This window comes from Clostridium boliviensis, assembly GCF_033342255.1.
Lineage (GTDB): Bacteria > Bacillota > Clostridia > Lachnospirales > Lachnospiraceae > Lacrimispora > Lacrimispora boliviensis.
This window is the reverse complement of record NZ_JAWONS010000099.1, coordinates 118,618-138,379: the sequence shown is the minus strand read 5'-3', so window position 1 is coordinate 138,379 and position 19,762 is coordinate 118,618. Positions and strand designations below refer to the sequence as shown.

The window sequence follows — 19,762 nt, the reverse complement described above, 5'->3', positions numbered from 1 at the left end:
CTATGGAGAAGGAACTTAACAGACAACCCTATGCCCTGTGTATCAACGGGAACGATTACTATTCAGATCATGACAAAAAACTGCTTCGTTTTTTAAGGGATGATCTTCATTTGACTGCCACAAAAGACGGCTGCAGCGAAGGAGCCTGCGGCACCTGTATGGTTTTGGTTGATGGCGTTAAAACAAAAGCATGCGTGATATCCTTAAGCAAACTGCAGGGAAAGAAGATATTGACAGTAGAAGGAATTGCTCCGGAAGAAATGAAGGTTTATGAGCATTGCTTTGCTGCTGCCGGAGCCGTTCAATGCGGCTTTTGTATTCCCGGCATGATCATCTCCGCCAAAAGCCTGCTGGATGTTAATTTAAATCCAACCCGTTCTGATGTGAAACAAGCTATCAAAGGAAATCTGTGCCGGTGCACCGGTTATAAGAAAATTGAAGATGCTATATTAATGGCAGCTGATTTTTTCAGGGAGAAGAAGGAGATTCCACCAGCACCCTCTTCACTGCATATGAATGAGACAGCAAAACGAATCGACGCAAAAGAAAAAGTAAACGGTACTGGTATTTTTGCTGATGATATCATAGTTGATGGAATGCTGTATGCAAAACCGGTGTACTCTAAATATCCACGTGCTAAAATTGAGCGTATTGATATCAGTAAGGCACTGATTCACCCCGATTGTGAAAAGATTCTTTTAAAATCCGATGTTCCCTGCAATAAAATCGGTCACATTAAACAGGACTGGGACGTGATGATGGGACCTGGTGATATTACACGTTATGTAGGAAATGTTCTGGCAGTTGTTGCCTCCAGAAGAAAAGATACGCTGGAAGAAATCTGTTCTCTTGTGGAGATTGATTATACAGAATTACCACCTGTCACCACACCCTTTGATGCCTTAAAGGGAGATGCTCCGCTCATACATGAGGATGGAAATGTGATGAGCCGGGCTAATCTCGTGAGAGGCAATGCAGACGCAGCATTCAGTCATTCTAAATTTGTAGTGACACGAAAGTATAAGACTTCATGGCAGGAACATGGTTTTATGGAACCGGAATGCTGTGTTGCAATGCCAGAAGAGGAGGATGGTCTGCTGATCTATACAAGCAGTCAGTCAGTCTATGATGTCCAGAGGGAATGCGCCAAAATGCTGCAGATTCCAAAAGAAAAGCTGCACTGCCGCGCCCCCTTGGTCGGAGGAGGATTCGGCGGCAAAGAGGATATGTCGGTGCAGCAATACGCCGCTCTTATGGCATGGATTACAAAGAAGCCTGTAAAAGTGAAGTATACCCGACAGGAATCCTTAAACTATCATGTCAAGCGTCACCCTATGGAAATGGAATTTACAACTGCCTGCGACGAAAACGGGATTCTCACAGGTATGAAGGGGGTTATTATTGCCGATACCGGTGCTTATGCCTCTCTGGGCGGTCCAGTCCTTCACCGGGCCTGCACCCATGCGGCAGGACCCTACAATTACCAGAACATAGATATCTTTGGCATGTCTGTATATACCAATAACGTGGTTTCAGGGGCATTCCGCGGCTTCGGCGTAACGCAAAGCTGTTATGCAACAGAAATGAATATTAATCTTCTTGCTGAAATGGCAGGGATTGATCCATGGGAATTCCGCCGCCGCAACGCCATAAAACCAGGAGACATCCTGCCAAACGGACAGACTGCTGATTCCAATACCAACATGACAGCCTGCCTGGATGCAGTAAAAGATTTATTCTATTCTAATCCTTATGCTGGAATTGCATGCGGCTTTAAAAACGCCGGAACCGGCATGGGAAAAAAGGACATAGGCCGCGTTTTATTGTCAGTTGAGAATGGTAAAATCCACATCCGCACATCTGCTGCCTGCATGGGGCAGGGGATCGGACAGATGGCTCTTACGGAAATTTGCCATGTGACCAACTTAGATCCGGGATTATTTGTGTTTGAAACTGCTGACACAGTCCGTACACCGGATGCCGGAACTTCCACTGCTTCCAGACAGACAGTCATGACAGGGGAAGCTGCACGCCGGGCAGGGGAGAAGCTAAAATATGAGCTGGACAAAGGAAGGACGGTTGCAGAGCTGGAAGGAAGAGAATTCTTTGGAGAATATTCTGCAATTACAGATCCTCTGGGAGCTGTCAAAGAAAATCCCATCAGCCATGTGTCCTATTCTTATGGCACACAGGTAATTATTTTAAACGAAGAAGGGAAAATTACCAAAGCTGTATCTGCATTCGATGTGGGTACACCAGTGAACATCCAATCGGTTGAGGGGCAGATCGAAGGCGGTATGATAATGGGCATTGGCTACGGTGTAACAGAAAAATTCGAATGTGTGGATGGATATCCAAAAAGCAGATTCGGAACCATTGGCTTTATGAAAGCTTCAGAGGCACCAGAACTTTCTGTAATCCTGTGCCAACCGGAAGAAAAGGATAAACTACCTTACTCTCTGGGAGCAAAAGGCTGCGGTGAATTATGTATGATTCCTACTGCTCCAGCCTGCGCCCATGCATATTATCGGCTGGACGGAGTGTTCCGCCAGAGTCTTCCGCTAGAACATACTCCGTATAGAAAATAATAAAAAACTTGGGATAAGAGCTGCCGAAAACCTGTCATCCGTTTTCTGCAGCTCTTATTTATTATATCTCCAGTTCAAATTCCAGTCCCAGCAGATCATCCCGCCATGCCCGGTTCTCCTTCTCTGCCGTCTTTCTAAAACCCGCCTTCCTATACATTCCAATTGCCCTTGTTAAATCATTGGTAGTCTCTAAGTATACCCTTTTAAAGCCCTTCTTCCTGGCAAAAGACATAGCCAGCTCAAAAAGATCTTTCCCCAGTCCGATTCCCCGGTAGTTGGGATGCAGAAGGAACCACCGAAGCTGCGCCCTCTCCCCGTGGCCCACAATACCGATACAGCCAACGATCTCTCCCTCATGCTCTGCACACCAGAGCCTGTCTTTCTCAGGATTATACTGAACCAGGAACTGATAAAAGGATTCCGCCACATATCCCTCAAATGCCACAGAATAATCATATTCCTTTTTGTAAATCCAGCCATGTAAATAGGTGAGATATCCTGCATCTCCTGGTCTTACATCATCTCGTATGGTAACTTCACTTCGCCTGATATTTTTCCCTTTGGTCAATATGGTTTCAATGCAAGTCATGTTCCGTGCCAGTATCTTAATCTCCTCCTCAGGAAGGGCCTCCACCAGCTTTTCAATCTGATGATCGGAGCGTTCATTAAACTTGTCCTGGTTTTCCTTACCGAATGGGGTTACGGTCAGGTATTGAGATCGTTTATCTTCTGCAGACCGCTTTTTCTCTATCAATCCGGATTTTTGAAACTTTTTTAATATTCGGCTTAAGTATCCCACATCCATGGAAAGAGTATCTGCCAGCATACTGGCGGTGCATTGCTCTGTTTTTTCGATCTCATGAAGGATTCGCACTTCTGAAAGGGAATACGAACTATCAAGAAAATGCTGGTTAAGCAGTCCGAGAACATTCGTGTAATATCGGTTGAAACTGCGGATAATTCCTATATATCTCTTCAGGTAACTCTGCATGACTTTGCCTCCTGCTGTAAATGATAATTATATTTTACCATTATATTTGCTTTAGTCAAGTATTTTATTTGCTTTAATCAAGTATTATTTTATCATTATCCACAGATTGGGCAAAACAATAATAAGAATTCTGGTTATCTCTAAAACTGCGGACCTCTACACCGAAAAGAGTCCTGATACTTTCTAATATTTGATCATCACCTGTCGAATGAATGTTAAAAATCCTTCCCTGATTCATTAAAATAACAGAATCAGAATACTGTAGAGCCAGATTTAGATCATGAAGCACCATTACCACAGTTTTTTTCTTTCTTTTGTTAAGGTATCGAATCAGTTCCATTATTTCATAGGTTACATAAATATCCAGATAGGTAGTCGGTTCATCAAGAAGAATCAGAGGTGTGTCCTGATTGTAAATCATAGCAAGAAATACTCTCTGACGCTCACCGCCAGAAAGCTCCGCCATGTGTTTGTGCCAATATTCTTTGCAGCCAGTCAGCTCCATGGCATATTCGCTCATTTCCTTCTCTTCTTTGGTGCAGCCAGCGAAAGGAGACTGATATGGATATCTGGCTGCCTCCACTGCACATAAAGCGGTCATATCCGGAATCTGGCTATTCTGAAAGAGTACAGACACCTGTTTCGCCGCAGATCTCCTGCTTAAGTAAGATATATTTTCCCCATTTAAAAGAATTCTGCCAGTTTGCGGCTTCAGCAAACCGGAGGCCAGTTTTAAAACGGTACTTTTGCCACAGCCGTTTGGTCCTACTATGGTAGTTATTTTCCCCATTTCCACACTTAGATCCAAATCCTTAATAGTGGGTTTACTTCTATGATAAGAAAAAGAAACTCCCTCCATTTTCAACATTCCATATCCCTATCCTTTCTGCTTTTTAGAATCAGGTAAAGAAAGAACGGGCAGCCGATAACAGACAGGAAGATCCCTACAGGGAGTTCATAAGGAACAAATAAAGTGCGTGCAAGAAGATCACATAATATAACAAGTATTCCTCCAAGAAGTGCGCTGTCAGGCAATACAAAACGGTTATCTGTACCAATTAAAAGCTTCACTCCGTGGGGGATAATAAGACCCACAAAACCAATGAGACCTGCAAAACTGACAGCTGCACCCGCCAAAGCTGCTGCAATTGCGATAGCAAGACATCTTATAACTGGTACGTTCATTCCTAAGGAACCAGCCCGCTCTGCACCAAGTCCCAGATGATTTAGTCCTTTTGCGAAGCACAGGGAAAGCAAAATTCCACCCAGAATTCCGATAGAGGGATAAATCAACATAGAAGCGGTCAGCCCGGAAAGGCCTCCTGCCAGAAAATTACCCGCACCTACATAAGCATCCGGAAACAAAATCAGTACTGCATTCATTCCTGCCGTAAACAGGCTGTTGATTACAAAGCCGGTCAGTACCAGCAATAACTGGGACATCCGGCTTGTCATTGCAATGATCAGAATCAGAACCGATGCAAGCAACGCGCCTAAAAATGCAGCAAAAGGCACAAGTTCACGGGCGCCTGGAAATAGAATGGAACAGATCAGTACAAACAGCCCTGCCCCCGCATTGACGCCGATGATATTGGGGCTTGCCAGGGGATTATGAAACACTGTCTGAAGAATTGATCCTGAAACAGCAAGGCCGCTTCCTGCAAGCAGCGCACCCAAAACCCTTGGCAGGCGCACAGTCATAAAAATACGATAAACAGGGTCCTGCGTTCTGCCGAAAATCAAGACTTTAAACACTGCAGATGGCGCAATAAAGCTAGCGCCAGAAAATAGTCCCAGTAAAATGAAAATAATAAGAAACGCAAATGAACTCGTCAGGAGCAGCCAGCCCCTTTTATCTGCTGCCGCTGAGAATTTCAGATAGGTAATCATAGCTCTCCCCCCATTTCTCATTGGGCTTATATAAAAACTTCTCTTTGGAAAGAAGAATATAATGCTGATTCTGAACCGCTTTCAAACCATTCCACGCCGGATTATTTTCTATGCTTTCTTTTAGGTTTTTATTTGCCTGGGCTTCGTCATTGCCCATGGGGACAACAAAGATATAATCCGGATCTTCTTTGATTATGGCTTCCATGGAAAATTCCTTCAAAAGACTTTTGTTCTCATCTGCCAGATTGATACAGCCTAAGTCTCTCAGCATTCTTCCTGTCATGCATTCAGAATTTTTCGCAACGACGCCTCCGGAATAGGTAATAAGAAAAAGAACTCTTGGAGAACTTCCCGGGATACTCTTTTTTATAACATCTTCAATCTTCTGTTTTGTATCCAGTCCGTTTTTCTTATACAAATCTTCTCTGCCAGTTATTTCCGTACAGATTCGCAGCATGGAAAGATAATCCTCAAAGTATGTTACATTAAAATAGGCAGCTGTAATTCCTGCCTGATTAAAAGCTTCTTTAAGAGCTGTGTGCTCTTTTGTCTCAGAAGACAAAATGACAAGATCGGGATTAAGCGCAATGATATTCTCCAGATTGGGACTGTTGTACATCCCCACAGAGATTACGTTTTCAGGAAGTACAAGACCTCTTTCTTCAAATGCATCTTCTGTCACTCCGCATAGTTCTCCCCCAGCTTTTTGCCAGGTATCCGCAAAGCTCCCCATAAGCGCAACAACACGTTGGGGATTCTTCACCCGGATCTCCTGTCCTAACGCATCCGTAAATTGATAATACCCGGTCTGATCCTCTGTCTCATTTCTGGCAACAGTCACAATCCGTGCTGTGCATCCGGATAAGAGGGAGGTAAGTATCATAATTAACACCGTTATATTCATCAAGCGGAAATTCATTTTGCAGGCAGTCCCTCCTTCCACTTCTTTCCAAACGCACAGTAGCTGTCCTCCGCCATATAGTCACCGTCATGATAATACCCGGCTCTTGCCCGGCAGCCACCGCATTCTTCTTTGTAAACGCATGTACTGCAGGTACCCTTATACTCCCTGCTTCTTAACCTTTCAAACACACTGCTTTCGGACCAGATTTTATCAAATGGCTGCTTCCTGACATCTCCCGCAATTTCTGTCATATATGCACAAGGTCTGACTAATCCCTCCGGAGTAATCACACAATAAGACAAGCCGGCAAGGCAACCCTTTTTAAAACGAGTCCTAACCCCCAGCTCCTTTGCTACACGGACAAACTGGGGAGCACAGGTTGGTTTTATATCAATGGGTACCTTTGTCTGCTTCTCCATAATGGTTTTTAATAACTCTTCATATTCAATGACCTGTAATGATGTGTCTTCCAGAAATTTTCCTCTCCCCACAGGAATGAGAAAAAATATGTAATTTGCCACAGCTCCCGCATTTACGCTGAAATCAATGATATCATTAACTTCAGCCTGGTTCCAGTCCAGAACTGTGGTATGGATCTGGAATGGCAGTCCTGCCTTTTTACAATTTTCAATTCCCTCCATGGTTAAGCGGAATGCATCGGAACAGCCTCTGAAATCATTATGCTTTTCTTCATTTAAACTGTCCACACTGATTCCCATGGCTGCTGCACCGCAGTCTTTTAACTTTCTCACCGTTTCTTTCGTCAAAAGTGTCCCATTTGTTCCAAAGACAGGCCTCAATCCGGCATTTGCCGCATGGGAAACCAAATGATAAATATCGGGGCGCATCAGTGGCTCTCCCCCACTGAAAATCATGATTTTAAATCCTGCTTCAGCGATTTCTCCGATCATCTTTTCCGCCTCTGCAGTTGTCAGTTCTTCCGCTTTTCTGTTTCCGGCATCCTGATAACAATGCCTGCATTTCAGATTACACTCATTGGTTGTCAGCCACGATACAATCATGGATGTACTCCTTTCATTATACGCGCCTTTAGCAGTTTCAAAAAAGTACATCCTATTTATATGCAGAAAAGCTGCTGCATAGAAGCTTACGAAGATTGGTAAAATCCACAGATTTCAGAAGAAAGCCGTCTCATCTTTTCCCGCATTTCCTCTGGTTCTAAGCATACACATCTGGTTCCCATACTGAGCAGATAGCCACAGGCCAGATCATCTACAGGCATATATAGTTCGGCTATATAATGATCCGGACCATCTGGAGTCAGACAGTCTTCCCCAAAACGCGTTAAGACTAAATCCCTTACACCTTCCTGGATCTTTAGCTTTACCCTTGTTAGAGAATTCTCCCTGACCTGTACCTCATCCAGCCGTTCCATGGGAAAATCACGGATTTCAAATCTCTGATCCGATTTTGACAGATTACTCATTCTTAACAGTTTAAAGGTACGAAAATCCCTGCGTGACAGACAGTATCCCTGAAGATACCATGCCTCCCCCTTCCATAAGAGACGATAGGGCTCAACTTCTCTGCTGCTGTTTTTATTTCTGATATCCCTGTATTCAAATGTCAGGAGTCTCTGCTGTTCTAACGCTTCTTGTATTATTTCTACTGTGGAATATGAATTTCCGGCATTGATCCAGGGTAATGCATCTATTTTCATCTGATTGGCACGATATTCCCATTCCTTATAATGCTCTTTTGGAATCATACCCTTTACTTTAGCCAGTGCAGCCAGGGTCTGTTCTCCAGGCAGATTATTTTTAATACTGGATAATCCCATCATAAGTGCAGTTATATCGTTTGAAGAGAAAATTCGTTTTTCCACTTTAAATTCCTTCATGATTTCAATGCCGCCGCCCGGTCCTGAGGTGGCAAAGACTGGAATTCCAGCCTGATTAATCACATCTAAATCCCTGTATATCGTACGCATGGAAACTTCAAACATCTCCGCTAAATATTTTGCGGTTACTTTCTCTCGTTCTAAAAGAATCATGATTATTGCAATAAGCCTGTCAATTTTCATCTCATCACCCCCATTTTATAGATCAGCTTAAATCATTGACATACAGATGTCAATAATAGAATGCTATACTTTAGAAAAAAGGAGAATATTATGAAAAAAAATGTATTATTTGTAATTTTAGAAGGCTTTGCAGATTGGGAAGCAGCCTATTTATCTTCCGCAATCCGGACATTTGATACCAATCAATACGATGTCAAAACTGTGTCCTTAGAAAAGAAGGCAGTGGAATCCATTGGCGGATTCCGGGTTATTCCGGATTATGATATACATGATATGCCAAAGGAATATGAAGCTCTCATTCTCATCGGCGGAACCTCCTGGAGAGGTGAATCTGCGCAGCAGATTGGCCCGCTTGCTAAAAGCTGTTTACATGATGGTAAAATCTTAGCTGGCATCTGTGATGCCTCTGCTTTCCTGGGTACTATTGGGCTGTTAAATGACGTCAGACATACCAGCAATGACTGCGATAATTTAAAGCAGTGGGCGAAAAATGCTTATACAGGAGAAAAAAACTATATTGTGGAGCCGGCGGTAAGGGACGAAAAAATTATTACTGCAAATGGAGCTTCGCCTTTGGAATTTGCAAGAGAAGTTCTTATGGAATTAAGTATCGCGCCAGAAAGCCAGATTTTAAATTGGTATAGATTTCATAAGTTTGGTTTTTATGAGGCAGATCAGAACTAAGTAAAAGCCCGGGGGATTCCCCGGGTCTCACCTGTCTGGGGCAATACCCCAAAATATAATTACAGCTTAAGTGTATGAATCGATCCCTGTTCCATATAACAAATGGAAAAATCCAAAACCGCGAAATTGCAGATCAGCTCCGCCCACTCATCATTATTAGTTCTTCTCATAATTAACAGCCCCTCTGACGGTACTGCAACCTCCAGATCTCCATCAAATGCTCCAAATGTATTTCGGAATTTCATCAGGGATCTTAGTTTTTTTACAACGTCTTTCTCAGCGCAGGCTCTGATCTCTTCCACCGTATAATTATGGCGGTTAATTGCTCTGTGATCTTCTGACTGCTGCAAAGCTTCGTAATCATTTTCCCCTGCCAGCATTCCCACATAATATACCTGTGGAATTCCCGGCGCAAAGAACTGTACCGCGCGGGCAAGCAGATATGCCTGATCATTCTCATGAAGTGCTGAAAAGTAGGTTGTGTAAAGCTGATATGCCTTTTTAAATCGTTTCTTTTCCGGATTCAGGGGTTTAAACTGATAGCTGAGACGGTCTTCGATCCGCTCAATTAATGCAGCTGCTTCCTCTTCATCAACCCAGTCATAGGCATCATAAACACCAATCCCATCATGAGTATCCAAAACTGTAAATTGCGTACGGGGAGCCACATTAAGCCAGCCTGCCAGCTTATTTGTATCCCCGGTATAGATGGCATGAAGCATCAGGAACGGCAGTACAAAATCATAGCTCCACACTTGATGCTCCTCCAGCTTCTTAGCTGTCTGCCACGTATCATGAATTTCCGGCAGAAGCCATGCCTTATCACCGGCCATTCCTGTAATTTCTTCAATCACGTTCCAGATATCCGGTTCAACCATAAAACAGCTTGTTTCTCTCTTTTTCACCACATAGCCCAGTGCATCAAGACGGATAATACTGATGCCATTTAGCGCAAGACGATTAAAATTCTCTCTCAGATATTGCTTTGCTGTCTCTGTCCGAAGATCCAGATCTATCTGCTCATTGGTAAAGGTGCACCAAAGTTTCACGGTCTTGCCATCATCCCGTATAAAGCTTTGATACGGTTCTCCATCCTTTCGCCGATAAAGAAGATTTATGTCCCGTTCATCCGGTCTTCCCTCTCCCCAGAACTTCTCATAATCAAGAAACATATCTGCAAAAGGGGAAGCCTCACCTTTCTCAAGGTAGTCCAGGAATTCTTTACTCCTTTTGGATACATGATTTACCATCACATCACACATCAGATAATATTCTTCTGACAGCAATTTTATATCATTCCAGTCTCCAAAAGCAGGCTCCACACATTCATAGGTAATGGGGGAAAATCCCCGATCTCCGCTGGAAGGGAAAAATGGCAGAATATGTATCCCTCCTACGGCATCTTTAAAATAATCATTTAATACGTTTTTTAATGTACGGAGATTACCTCCAATGCTGTCCGGATAAGTAATCAGCATTATTTTGTTTGATATATTCAAGTCGGCTTACCTCCATTATTTAATAGCCCCATCCATCACCCCTGTCACAATCTGCTTCTGAAGGAACAGATAAATCACAACAACCGGGAGAACGCTTAAAATCAATGCGGCCATTGCCAGTCCCAGTTCCGCTGTATATTCACCAAAGAAATAGAATGTGGAGAGCGGAATTGTTCTGTTATTATCCTTTATGAGGACTAAAGAAGGAAGAAGAAAGTCATTCCAGATCCATAATATATTAACAATCAGTATAGTAGTCGTGATCGGCTTTAAATTCGGAAATACTATTTTCCAGAAACAATAAAAATGCGAGCAGCCATCAATCAGTGCCGCTTCCTCCATCTCTTTCGATATCCCCTTCATAAAGCCATGATACATAAACGTAGTCATAGGCATACCAAAGCCCATGTAGAAAAATATCAGTGCCGTCCGGCTGTTCATCATTCCCAGCTTGCCGAAAAAGCTGACAAATGGAATCATTAATGACTGAAACGGTATGATCATTGCACAAATTAATATTGTAAATATTATCTTATTTGCTTTAAAATCCCAGCGAACCAGCATATAAGAAAGCATAGCTCCAAAAATAATCAGCACGATCTGTGAGATGCCAGTGATATAAGCGGTATTAAAAAGTACAGTTCCAAATTTCATTGTCACCCAGGCTTTTGTAAAATTGGCCATAGATAACGCATGAGGAAGGGACATTGGGTTTTTAATAATTTCTATTCTCGGTTTTAATGCATTGATCAGTACAAGACCGAAAGGTAAAAGCATAAAAACCAGGAACAGTAATGCAAATAGTTGTTTTATCAGGGAGTTGATTCTTTTTTGTGTCATCATATCGCATCAACCTCCTTCTTCTTTAATGCTGCCACCTGAGCTACCGCAATAACTGCGACCAGTAAAAACAGCAGAAATGCCTTTGCCTGACCAGGGCCCATGTACTGGTTTAAGAAGGCTTCATTGTACACATGCATGGAGATCAGCTCTGTGGTATTGTAAGGTCCTCCTTTTGTCAGAGAGAGGTTCACATCATAAACCATGAATGCCTTTCTTAAGGTGAGAAACAGCGTTATGGTAAATGCCGGCACCATCATTGGAATTTTAATTTTCTGAAGCATCTGAAGGGGACTTGCTCCATCCATTCGTGCTGCTTCAAGCAGACTTTTATCAATGCCCACAAATCCCGCAATATAAATCAGCATCATATAACCAGCATTCTGCCAGACACCGACAATGATCAGGGCCCATAAAGCTGCATGAGGCTCTGTCAGCCAGCTCATTTCAAAAAAAGGGATACCTGTCTTCGTTCCAAAATATACAAATACCCTGGAAAAGATAAACTGCCAGATATATCCTAAAATTACACCGCCGATCAGATTAGGAGTAAAATACCCTGCCCTGTAAAAATTCTGTCCTTTCATACCGCTGGTTACCAGCATACCGAATAAAAAAGCAGATGTATTTGTTAATATCATAACAAAGAAAACATAATAAAACGTTTTACCCAGGGACCCCCAGAATGCGGGGTCCCTGACTGCTGAAATATAATTTCCGATTCCAATAAACTCAATTTTGCCGTCTATGGAACCATTCCAATTCGTAAGCGATAAAAACAGACCGGAAAAGAAAGGGATGAGTACTACGATACCAAAAACCAACAGAGGGATTAACCCAAATGTAGCAAATACCTGAAAACTTTTCAAAATTGATTTTTCTTTATACATAATATCTCCCGTATCCTCTTTTATTTATTGGAGAATTCCAGCCATTTTTCCTGAAACTGACTGGCAACATCGGCTCTTGTAATCTTGCCCGCCAGATACTGCTGCATCGTTGCACCAAACTGATTCATAACACCGGCTGGGAAATAATCACTCATTCTCTCCAGTGTATCTCCCTGCTCCATATAAGAAACAATCTGTTTTGCTACAGGATTCGTTGGCTGAATACCAAAACCTTCAAATATCGGTACAAACATAAGGGTATTAACATAGGAATCCTGGCCCTCTTCTGAAGTAATCAGCCAGTTAAAGAAATCAATGGCTGCTGCCTGCTGCTCCGGTTTTGACTGTTTTGCATCAATGGCAAACATGGAGTAAGACAATACGATTTCCTTATTTCCAACCGTTGATTCGTCATCTCCCATTGGATAAGGCATCAGACCAACCTCTGCATCCGGGTTGATATCAACGATATTTGGATAAATATAATTTCCGATCGGCCAGAAGGCAACTTCATCACTTGCCATCATCAGCTGGTCATCCTCATAAGCATTGGCAAGAGGTGATTTTGCGTACTTGTTGTATTTCATGAGAAGGTCAAACGTATCTATCCAGTTGTTGAACACCTCACTGCCTGCAAAATCATATTCTCCCTTGCGGCATGCCTCTATAACAGCCTGTCTCTCATCGTAGTTCTTGCTTACAGAACCATATAATACGGAAGTTAAGTGAGAACCTAACAGCCAGTCCTTATTGGTGATCTGTACTGGTGCGTATTTTGTCTTTGAAATCTCTTCCAGAAGTTTTGCAAAATCACTTCTTGTCTTAATGGAAGAAGGATCAAATTCTTTTCCAGTGGCATCTTCAATCACCTTTTTGTTATACATAATGCCGATGCCTTCTGCTGTAGTGGGAATTGCAAGAACTTTTCCTTCTGATTTAGTCTTGTCCTGTGCCCAGCTGTAAACTTTTTTTGCAAAATCTGTATCGGTAATATCCAAAAAATTATCTTTAAATGATGTAAATTCCGGACCTCCCACCATAGTAATCGTAGGTGCATTTCCTGATGCATACAGGGATGTGAGTTTTTCATATATGGTCTGCCCTGAAAGTGGAATCGCTGTAATTGTCACGTTAGGGTGTGACTGTGTGTACCGATTGAATGTTTCTTCAAACTGAGGAACAATTTCTGGTTTTGTCACAAGAAAACTGATCTCTACTTTTTCCCCGCTGCCTTTGCTCTCGCTGGCCTGTTCAGTTGCTTTCGTCTCTTCCTGTTTTGCAGGAGCAGTCTCTTTTGCAGCTCCGGAACAAGCTGTCAATGATGCTGCCATAACACCAGCCAATAAAAAACTAATAACCTTTTTCATAAATAATCCTCCTTCTCATTGTATATATTGCCATTTTTCTTTGAGATCTATCACCATCTCTTGTATAAATTATAACATTATAAAATGAGAATAAATAACGAAAACTGGCGTGAACATTGCAAATGTTGACAAATTACGCGGTTAATGTCTCTTATTAATCTGGTCACGATCTACCGCTAACTGTATCGTACTATTATGGTTCTGAATCATATAATTCTTATAATCTCTGGGGGACATCTGATAGGTGGATTTAAATGCTCTGAAAAAATTTGAATAATCATCAAACCCGCTTAGTTTATAGATATCCTGTATTCTTGCTCCCTCCATCAGATGATTCCTTGCTATAATCAGACGACGTTTTTTACAATAATCCATAACTGTCATCCGCGTATGCTTTTTAAATTTTCTCATCAGGTGATATTTATTCATAAAAAAATGATTTGCAATCATATCCAGAGTGACAGGTTCCATATAATGCTGGTCAATATAATCCATAATAGATTGAATCATCTCGTCATTTTCAAAAGTGGTCTCTTCAACTGACTGAAAATTCTGACTGTAACGGCAAAGAAGCAAAAGCAGCTGCCTGATATAGTTCTCCAAAAGACTGGTGCTGGCGAAATCAGTGCCCTCACTCTCCTTACACATTTTTCTGAAAATGGATTCAATCTCTTCACTCTGCAGTCCGGGAAGCCGGAATACCTCTGCCCTGCTTTCCCTTCCTATCATCTGATTATATTCAATTTTTCCGCCCAGCAATGTTTCAATATAATTATATTCCAGCCACAGAACAAACCGGCGATACGGTTTTGTCATGTCTTTTATCACCGCCCGATGCAAACGCTGATTATTGATCAATACAATATCGCCATGCTTCAGAGTATAGATTCTGCTGTCAATGATATAATCGCAGTCTCCTTCCGCATGATAATATATTTCAAGGAAATCATGGTAATGGAGAGGATGATCCACTGAGGGGATGTTATCCTTATAAAATACTTCGTAATTGGGTGAATCCATATTATCTTTCGTATATAACGTGTTTTCCATAACAGTCTCCCTTCTTCCACACCGTACTGCGAACCTGTATATTTAAGCGTTCGTAACGGATTGAGTTGACAATCTTATAACATTATCAGCATACCAAATCATATTATACAATTCAATGCTAACTGGAATATCTGACAAAACAAAAAAATAAGCGTTAAGATGTCCATTAAGAACATCCAACGCTTATTTAAGTTTGCTCTTTTGCTAAGTTTTACCAAATTACTACTTCTTTTCATTAATCCGTGCTACCAGTTCCTGCATTTCTTTAACAGAACTGACTTGAGGAGCAAAGCTTAATATCTGGCGAAGTGGCATATATCGGAACATGGCATCATCCATCTGCTGTGTAATTGCCGACTTCGCAGCCTCTCCGTCTGAATTTCCCAGTGCATTTCCTTTTTTATAACGGTCAATCAGGGGTTTAATTATGTCTGCAGCATCCGGATCTGATAAAATATCCCCTATAATACTGTTCAGATTGTAAACTACAGGTTCTTTCACCGTAGATTCTACCTTAACATTTATCTTCTGACGAAGATCTCTGGAAGAAGATGCTGCATGGATCAGATAAGTCCCCGTTTCTGCAAACCAGTCTTTCAACTCCATATGATAGTAGGAAAAAGCCCGTTTACCAAGTTTAAAGGATACTGTCTTAGTCTCTCCCGGCTCTAATTCAACCTTTGTAAATTCCCGCAGTTCTCTCACTGGACGGATTACCTGGCTTTCTGGTGCTTCCACGTAAATCTGCACCACCTCTTTTCCCTTAACCTTACCTGTATTGGTAACATCAAGAGAAACGGTCACAGTATCGTCATCTTTCATCGTGAGTTTATCTGCTTTCATATTACTGTATTCAAAGGTTGTATAGCTTAATCCATAACCAAACGGGAACAGCACTTCCATATGTTTTTTATCGTAATACCGGTATCCTACAAATACGCCTTCCCGGTACTCTGTTACATCCTTTTCTCCTCCATAATAAAGATAGGACGGATTATCTTCCAGTTTACGAGGAAACGTCTCTGCCAGTTTTCCGCTTGGGTTTACCTGACCATATAAAATATCCACAATTGCACCGCCGACCGCCTGACCGCCTAAATATGCTTCCAACACGCCTTTTACCTTATCAATCCATGGCATTTCTACAGGTGAACCATTGTGAAGCACCACTACTGTATTGGGCTGTACAGCAGCTACCGCCTCAATTAAGGTATTCTGACATTCCGGCATTGCCATATGGGTTCTGTCATACCCCTCTGACTCAAAGGAATCGGGAAGGCCTGCAAATATAACAGCTGTTTTCACTTTCTTTGCTGCTTCCACAGCTTCCTCTAATAAGGCACTGTTGATTTGATCTGCATCAATCTCATATCCCTGGGCATAAATTGCCCTCTTGTCTCTGGCCGCCTCCACTGCAGACTCCACTCTTGTAGAGTTAATATGGGAACTGCCGCCCCCCTGGTATCTGGGTTGATCTGCAAAATAACCGATAAATGCCACTTCATCGGAATCCGTAAGGGGAAGAATTTCCTCATTCTTTAAAAGAACCGCACACTCTCCCTCCATCTTTCTCGCCAGGTCATGATGAGCATCCTTATCCCATTTTGCATCAGGCTTCCGGTTTTTTAAATAACGGTCTGCTATATTGAGAATTCTGGCTGCTGCCTGATCAAGAACTTCCTCTTTCAGCTTACCCTCTTTCACAGCCTCAACTAAAAACGCATCATTGATTCCGTCTGAGGAAGGCATCTCTAAATCAAGACCTGCCTGGACTCCTGCAACGCGATCATTGACCGCTCCCCAGTCACTCATAACATAACCGTCAAAGCCCCACTCATCTCTCAGTATATCCGTCAGATACCGTCTGTTTTCCGATGCATAGGTTCCGTTTATTTTGTTGTAAGAGCACATTACAGTCCAGGGCTTTGCTGATTTTACTGCGCCTTCAAAGGCGGCCAGATAGATCTCCCGAAGTGTTCTTTCATCTATGACAGAATCAGAAGTCATACGCCTGTGTTCCTGATTATTGGCAAGGAAATGCTTTAAGCTGGTTCCTACCTGCTTACTCTGTACTCCCTTAATATGGCTTCCTGCCATTTGGGCAGCAAGATATGGATCCTCGGAAAAATATTCAAAGTTTCTGCCGCACAGAGGGGACCGCTTGATATTTACTGCAGGTCCCAGAATGACACTGACATTCTCCGCCTGACATTCTTCTCCCAACGCCGCACCAAGGCTTGTAAGCAGTTCCCGGTCAAAGGAGGATGCGGTTGCACATGCGGTAGGAAAGCAGACTGCCTTTATGCTGTCGTTCACTCCTAAGTGATCACTTTTTTCATCCTGCTTTCTTAATCCATGGGGGCCGTCACTCACCATGGCAGCCGGAATACCCAGACGCTCCACGGTTTTTGTATGCCAGAAATCTGCTCCTGAACATAATCCCGCCTTTTCTTCCAGTGTCATTTCCCCAATCAATTTTTTAATATCCATTTTTATCTATCCCTTCTATTCAGATTAACAATTATCTGATGTTATAAACACTTCTCACAGTTAATTCCTCCGGCAGTCCCTTCAATATCTTTACTCTTCTTTCCCCCGGATTCATATCGAAATAATTATCACTCAGCACAAGATCATCCTTTTTGTTCCTGATCTCCACAGAACGGGCATAAGCCTTTGCAGTTACCACCAGACTATCCCCTTCTGAACGGACAGACAGTTCCGGATCAATAAAATGGTAGTGTTTTGGCGGACAGAACAGTACAGTCCCCTGAGATACGATTTCCCCGTCCTGCTCCATCTGATAGCTTACATAATCCTCATATAGACTTGCTTCCTGAAGGGAAACTTTTTCAAACCACAAAGAAGAAAGCTTTGGAATCATGTATTCCTCCTGGCTGCTTCTCACTATTTCACCGGTATTTTTTCTCAGCTCCCAGATAGCTGTCACTCTTTCATCTTTTCGTCTTTCATTCGATACACAAAGACGTATGGATTTCATTACTTCATACGGCTGTGCATTGGGATTGGGATCCTGAGTAAGGATTCCCTCTTCTTCGCAGGATATCATAAGAGGAGCAAAAAAACGTTTTTCATAGTAATGAAGTGCTTTCCATCTTTCGCAGTAATCAATGGAGGACCAGGACGCAACCGGCCAGCAGTCATTGAGCTGCCACACAATAGCTCCCATGCATCGGCCTCTGTTTCTTCGAAAGTGTTCCACTCCATAACGGATTGCCTCTGCCTGCAGCAGCTGGGAAGCATAAAGAAGCGTATCAAAATCTCCCGGATAGAGAAAGGTCTGTTCCATGTAATTCATAATCTTCCCATTGGCCGTGGAATTGCGCTGATGCTTCTCCATAACGTAGGAAAAGACATTTCTATCCTCTTCCTCCGTAAATGTTTCCACTGTCTTTAAGGACGGAAATGACTGAAATCCGAATTCAGAGACGTAGCGGAAATAAAATTTGCGATACTCTGTAATGGGCTTGTTTCCATGCCATACATCCCAATAATGAACATCTCCCCTGTTTTCATCGTTTGGATTATCAAAGCTTCCTCCGGATGAGGGACTGGCCGGCCAGTAAAAGGTCTGGGGATCCTCCTCCTTTAATATCTTAGGAATGATATATTCATACAGCTTGATATAATCGGCTTTATGCCTGGGTGTACTCTCCCAGATCCCTGCATCTGCAAACATCTCCATCTCATTATTGCCGCACCAAAGCCCAAGACTGGGGTGGTGTCTGATTCTCCGGATATTATCAATGAGCTCTCTGCGGATATTCTCCTCAAATTCCTCTGTCAAGTCATAGTTCGCACAGGCAAACATAAAATCCTGCCATACCACCAGACCCAGTTCATCACAGATATCCCAGAATGAATCATAAGGATAATGACCGCCTCCCCAGACGCGTATTACATTAAAATTCGCTTCCCTGCACTGGTTTAGTAAGTCTCTGGTCCTCTTTTCATTGCATCTGCTTAAAATACAATCCTCCGGAATATAATCTGCCCCCATGGCAAAAAAGGTGATTCCATTCACTTCATGGGCAAATGATTCCCCGAACTCATCCCTTGTTCTTAGCACCGTAAGAGTCCGAAGACCAATCCTCTTTTCCCAGGAATCAATTTCCTCATCATGTTTTAGCAATTGAACCAGGACTGCATAAAGATTCTGCTCTCCATATCCATTCGGCCACCATAGCCTCGGGTTTTCAATAAGAATCTCATCTGTTTTGCCATGAAAGAGTCGGACTGTCCTGCAGCTTTCATCTGTAAGATCTGTAACCGTAATACGAAGAGAAAAACCTTCTTCCTTCAGCTCCTTTTCATACTTTTCCCAATCAATCAGGCTGTTATCTCTGATTCGGTCCAAAAGAACCTTAAATCCCAGATATACCCCTTCCTGCTCATGGCGCTGGGTAACGGTAACGCTGTTAAAACGGGCACCCGTTACACCGATTAAGTAAATTTCTCTCCAAATCCCCGCATCCGGAAGTCTTGGACCCCAGTCCCAGCCAAACATACAGTGCGCCTTTCTCAGTTTAGAAAACCCGCGCATAGCATCCTCGGTACCGCCGATTTTTTCCTTCTGATATTCTTCCTCTATATATCTGGTCGGAGAATGAAAGAGGATCCGGAGTTCATTCCCATTCTGTCTTATAATATCTGTTACATCAAACTCCCATTCCCGGTGCATATTATTTACACTGCCAAGATTTGAGTTATTTAAGTAAATATCTGCCAGAGTGTCAATTCCATTAAAGTGAAGGTAGACTTTTTCCTGATTAAGTATCGTTTCATTCCCGTCAAACACGCCTACGTATTCAAAATCTTCCTTCATAATCTCCAGAGCCTTTAATTCATTATCTTTCCAGTAAGGATCTTCCATCGCCCCATTAGCCAGAAGATCTCCATATACGCTGCCCGGTACTGTTGCCGGATACCATTTCTCTTCTGATACAATGCGCATTACAAAAGTTTTATCTATTTCCCTTTTTAACATCTATTCT

15 protein-coding genes are annotated in these 19,762 nt (G+C 42.5%); 2 read left to right on the top strand and 13 right to left on the bottom strand.

All coding sequences use genetic code 11. The features are described from left to right. The first annotated feature begins 2 nt into the window (after positions 1-2). On the top strand, positions 3-2,588 hold the full coding sequence (xdh, locus tag RZO55_RS04250; RefSeq protein WP_318063048.1) for a selenium-dependent xanthine dehydrogenase: 2,586 nt from the start codon (positions 3-5) through the stop codon (positions 2,586-2,588). A gap of 61 nt (positions 2,589-2,649) precedes the next feature. Here xdh and RZO55_RS04245 read toward each other — a convergent pair whose 3' ends face one another. The 6 genes from RZO55_RS04245 to RZO55_RS04220 all read right to left on the bottom strand — a co-directional run bounded on the left by RZO55_RS04245 (position 2,650) and on the right by RZO55_RS04220 (position 8,417). Next, positions 2,650-3,579, bottom strand: a complete 930-nt coding sequence (locus RZO55_RS04245) for a bifunctional helix-turn-helix transcriptional regulator/GNAT family N-acetyltransferase (RefSeq protein ID WP_318063047.1) — start codon at positions 3,577-3,579, stop codon at positions 2,650-2,652. Positions 3,580-3,652: 73 nt separating this feature from the next. Continuing rightward, a complete protein-coding gene (locus RZO55_RS04240) occupies positions 3,653-4,447 on the bottom strand; it encodes an ABC transporter ATP-binding protein (protein WP_318063046.1) in 795 nt (264 codons plus the stop codon). Next, positions 4,441-5,469: a FecCD family ABC transporter permease gene (locus tag RZO55_RS04235; protein WP_318063045.1), complete on the bottom strand. Its 1,029-nt coding sequence runs from the start codon at positions 5,467-5,469 to the stop codon at positions 4,441-4,443. The genes RZO55_RS04240 and RZO55_RS04235 overlap by 7 nt, the downstream gene beginning before the upstream one ends. Next, entirely contained in the window at positions 5,432-6,388 is a 957-nt protein-coding gene (locus tag RZO55_RS04230; RefSeq protein ID WP_318063044.1) for an ABC transporter substrate-binding protein, read from the bottom strand. Before RZO55_RS04230 ends, RZO55_RS04235 begins: the two co-directional genes overlap by 38 nt. Beyond that, positions 6,385-7,395, bottom strand: a complete 1,011-nt coding sequence (gene nirJ2, locus RZO55_RS04225; protein WP_318063043.1) for a putative heme d1 biosynthesis radical SAM protein NirJ2 — start codon at positions 7,393-7,395, stop codon at positions 6,385-6,387. Before nirJ2 ends, RZO55_RS04230 begins: the two co-directional genes overlap by 4 nt. An 86-nt stretch (positions 7,396-7,481) precedes the next feature. Then, a complete protein-coding gene (locus tag RZO55_RS04220; protein WP_318063042.1) occupies positions 7,482-8,417 on the bottom strand; it encodes a helix-turn-helix transcriptional regulator in 936 nt (311 codons plus the stop codon). 90 nt (positions 8,418-8,507) lie between these two features. Here RZO55_RS04220 and RZO55_RS04215 point away from each other — a divergent pair, with 90 nt between their 5' ends. Then, a complete protein-coding gene (locus RZO55_RS04215; RefSeq protein ID WP_318063041.1) occupies positions 8,508-9,101 on the top strand; it encodes a type 1 glutamine amidotransferase family protein in 594 nt (197 codons plus the stop codon). A gap of 59 nt (positions 9,102-9,160) precedes the next feature. Here RZO55_RS04215 and gtfA read toward each other — a convergent pair whose 3' ends face one another. From gtfA to RZO55_RS04180, 7 genes are all read right to left on the bottom strand, one after another. Next, positions 9,161-10,600: a sucrose phosphorylase gene (gene gtfA, locus RZO55_RS04210; protein ID WP_318063040.1), complete on the bottom strand. Its 1,440-nt coding sequence runs from the start codon at positions 10,598-10,600 to the stop codon at positions 9,161-9,163. Between the two features lie 15 nt (positions 10,601-10,615). Beyond that, entirely contained in the window at positions 10,616-11,443 is an 828-nt protein-coding gene (locus tag RZO55_RS04205) for a carbohydrate ABC transporter permease (protein ID WP_318063039.1), read from the bottom strand. Further along, a complete protein-coding gene (locus RZO55_RS04200; RefSeq protein WP_318063038.1) occupies positions 11,440-12,330 on the bottom strand; it encodes a carbohydrate ABC transporter permease in 891 nt (296 codons plus the stop codon). The genes RZO55_RS04205 and RZO55_RS04200 overlap by 4 nt, the downstream gene beginning before the upstream one ends. Positions 12,331-12,350: 20 nt before the next feature. Beyond that, entirely contained in the window at positions 12,351-13,697 is a 1,347-nt protein-coding gene (locus RZO55_RS04195) for an ABC transporter substrate-binding protein (RefSeq protein WP_318063037.1), read from the bottom strand. A 141-nt stretch (positions 13,698-13,838) separates the two neighbouring features. Then, complete coding sequence (locus tag RZO55_RS04190; protein WP_318063036.1) at positions 13,839-14,747, bottom strand: helix-turn-helix transcriptional regulator; 909 nt, start codon at positions 14,745-14,747, stop codon at positions 13,839-13,841. 222 nt (positions 14,748-14,969) lie between these two features. Then, positions 14,970-17,237 carry a glycoside hydrolase family 3 C-terminal domain-containing protein gene (locus RZO55_RS04185; RefSeq protein WP_318063035.1) on the bottom strand — a complete coding sequence of 756 codons (2,268 nt, stop codon included), beginning with the start codon at positions 17,235-17,237 and terminating at the stop codon, positions 14,970-14,972. A gap of 31 nt (positions 17,238-17,268) precedes the next feature. Then, positions 17,269-19,755 (bottom strand): beta-mannosidase, encoded by a 2,487-nt coding sequence (locus RZO55_RS04180; protein WP_318063034.1) that lies wholly within the window; start codon positions 19,753-19,755, stop codon positions 17,269-17,271. Positions 19,756-19,762: the final 7 nt, after the last annotated feature.